At 74.2% G+C, this 1,743-nt stretch carries 1 protein-coding gene; it reads right to left on the reverse strand.

Annotated elements, in window-relative coordinates; genetic code table 11:
• A partial coding sequence (locus SCA03_RS34710; RefSeq protein WP_141275897.1) for a condensation domain-containing protein occupies positions 1–1,743 on the reverse strand: 1,743 nt, incomplete at both ends.

Here is a 1,743-nt window from a genome sequence, read left to right on the forward strand (position 1 = left end):
GGGCCGGTCGCGGCCGGTGGTGGCGGTGCCGAGCACGATGTCGTTCTGGCCGCTGAACCGGGCGAGGGTCAGCTGGGTGGCGGCCGTCAGCCCCATGAACAGGGTGACGTCCTGGGCGCCGCAGACCTCGGCGAGGCGGCCGAGGACGAGCGGATCGATGTCGTGGTCGTAGGTGCTGCCGGCGCGGGTGCGCACGGCCGGGCGGGGCCGGTCGGTGGGCAGCTCCAGCACCGGCGCACCGGCCAGCTGGACCCGCCAGTACTCCAGCTTCTCGTCCAGCGCCGGGCCGGTGAGCGCGGCACGCTGCCACACCGCGAAGTCCGCGTACTGCACGGCGAGTTCGGGAAGGGCCCGGCCCTCGTAGAGGGTGTGCAGCTCCCGGGCGATCACGTTCATGGACCAGCCGTCGGTGACGATGTGGTGCATCGACAGCACCAGGACGTGCTCGTCGGGCGCGGTGCGCAGCAGCGTGTGCCGCATCAGCGGGCCCGTCGTCAGATCGAACGGGGTCTCCAGCTCGGTACGCATGACGTCGGCGACCTCGGCGTCCGAGCAGACGGTGACGGGCACATCCAGCGGTCCTGGCTCGTGGACGAGCTGCACGCCCTGACCGTCGCGCTCCTCGAACGTGGTGCGCAGCGTCTCGTGCCGGGCCACCAGGGCCTCCAGCGCCGCGCGCAGCGCCGGCACGTCCAGCTCGCCGCGCAGCAGGACGGCGCCGCCGGTGTTGTACTCGGTGCCGTCCGGGTCGACCTGCGCGGCGAACCACACCCGCTGCTGCGCGAACGACAGCGGCAGCGGGCCGGTGCGCTCCACCGGCACCAGTCCGGCCGAGCCGCTGCCCTGCACGGCGCCCGCCAGTACCTCGGCCAGCTCCGCGACGGTCGGATGGTCGAAGACGGCGCGCACGGGCACCCGCCAGCCGGCGCGCCGCAGCCGGGCCATCACCTGGACGGCGAGGATCGAGTCGCCGCCGCGCCGGAAGAAGTGGTCGCGGGCGCCCACCCGGGGCGCGCCCAGCACCTCGGCGAACACCTCGGCGACCAATTCCTCCGTCTCCCCCGCCGGCTGCACGAATTCCTCACCCTGGCCGAAGAATTCCACTTCCGGCAGTGCCGTGCGGTCGACCTTTCCGTTCGGGTTCAACGGAAGGGAACCCACGACCGCGCACACGGAAGGCACCAGATATTCCGGAAGGCGGCCGGCCATGAATTCCCGCAGTTTTCCGGAATCCACGCCCGCGCCGCCGCCGGCGGCCGGGACCGCGTATCCCACGAGGTGCTTGATCCCGCGCTCGTCCGCGCGGACCACCACGGCGGCACGCTCCACCTGCGGGTGCGCGGCCAGCACCGACTCGACCTCGCCCAGCTCGACACGGTAGCCGCGCACCTTCACCTGGTCGTCGGACCGCCCGACGAACTCCAGTCGCCCGCCGGGCAGTCGGCGCACCACGTCGCCGGTGCGGTACATCCGCGCCCCGGCGCCGTCCGCTCCGCCCGACGGCACGGCCACGAACCGGGCCGCGGTCTGCCCGGGCCGGGCGCCGTAGCCGTGCGCCAGCCCCGGCCCCGCCACGTACAGCTCGCCTTCGCCGCCCGGCGCCACCGGCCGGAGCCGGGCGTCCAGCACGGCGACGCGGGTGTCGGGCAGCGGTGCGCCCAGGTGCACGAGCTGTTCGTCGGGCGCCGCCGCGTCCAGGACGGCGCTGGTGACGGCGACCGTCGCCTCCGTCGGCCCGTAGAC

The organism is Streptomyces cacaoi, assembly GCF_006539165.1.
GTDB classification, from domain to species: domain Bacteria; phylum Actinomycetota; class Actinomycetes; order Streptomycetales; family Streptomycetaceae; genus Streptomyces; species Streptomyces cacaoi.